Source organism: Ruegeria sp. AP12 (genome assembly GCF_056540025.1).
On record NZ_JBQFVZ010000109.1, the window covers coordinates 1 to 1,016 of the forward strand.

Sequence of the window (1,016 nt, forward strand, 5' to 3'; positions counted from 1 at the left end):
TCCGCAGTTGGCGGAGAAAACGCCCTGCGCCTCGTGGAAGCCTATGAGAAAACACGCGAAGACACCGGGGCCTATTGGCAACCTGCAAAGCTACCGAAGATTAGAAAACCATAGCAAAAGCCCCGGGGTTTTGCCCGGGGCTTTGGAGTTTATCGCCTATGCGGTTACGAGCAGTCTTGGACGGCGCGTTTCGTCATCACCCCAACCAGATGCGCGCGGTAGTCTTTACTGCCATGCAGGTCGGCGATCATGTTCATCGGGTTGACGCTCAGCCCCATCAGTGCCTCGGCTCTGAAGGATTTGTTCAAGGCCTCTTCGGCCTCTGCCCACCGGAACACGCCGTCTTCGCTGGCGCCGGTCACGGCCACGCGGACACCATCCGCGAACCGCGACACGTAGACACCGACCAATGCAAACCGGGACGCGGGCTGCAGGAACTTCTGATAGCTCGCCGCCTGCGGCACAGGGAACCGGACCGAGGTGATGATCTCACCCTCATCCAGCGCGGTGGCAAACATGCCCTGAAAGAAGTCGTCCGCCGCGATCTGCCGCGCGTTGGTCACGATGGTCGCGCCTGAGCCCAGCACGCCCGCCGGATAACAGGCCGCCGGATCATTGTTGGCCACCGACCCGCCAATGGTGCCGCGATTGCGCACCGCCGGATCACCGATCTGACCCGCCAAGGCCGCCAGCGCCGGATACGACCCCGCCGCTTCACGCGCCACCGTGGCATGGGGCGTCGCCCCGCCAATGACGACCGAGCCGTCATCCTCGACACAGACACCTTGCATCTCGGCAATCCCACCCATGCTGACCAGCACCGATGGCGCCGCCAGGCGCTGCTTCAGCGTCGGGATCAGCGTCTGCCCCCCGCCCAATGGCTGCGCATCCTCGGCCCCCAACGCGGCAACCGCGTCGGCAATGCTCGAGGGCTTCTCAAACTCGAAACTGTACATTCCGCTTTTCCTTTCCGAAGAGCGCAGATCCGCTCTTCATCTGGCTAAAAATACCTCGGG

1 protein-coding gene is annotated in these 1,016 nt (G+C 63.0%); it reads right to left on the reverse strand.

The window, feature by feature from the left end:
* Positions 1–164: 164 nt before the first annotated feature.
* The gene (locus ACR0E6_RS21560; protein ID WP_480565533.1) at positions 165–956 is read right to left on the reverse strand and encodes an FAD binding domain-containing protein; all 792 of its coding nucleotides are present in this window, start codon (positions 954–956) and stop codon (positions 165–167) included.
* Positions 957–1,016: the final 60 nt, after the last annotated feature.

What these genes read in the sequence shown, in the direction of transcription:
- ACR0E6_RS21560 (WP_480565533.1), bottom strand. Translation starts at nt 956, where the DNA reads ATGTACAGTTTCGAGTTTGAGAAGCCCTCGAGCATTGCCGACGCGGTT.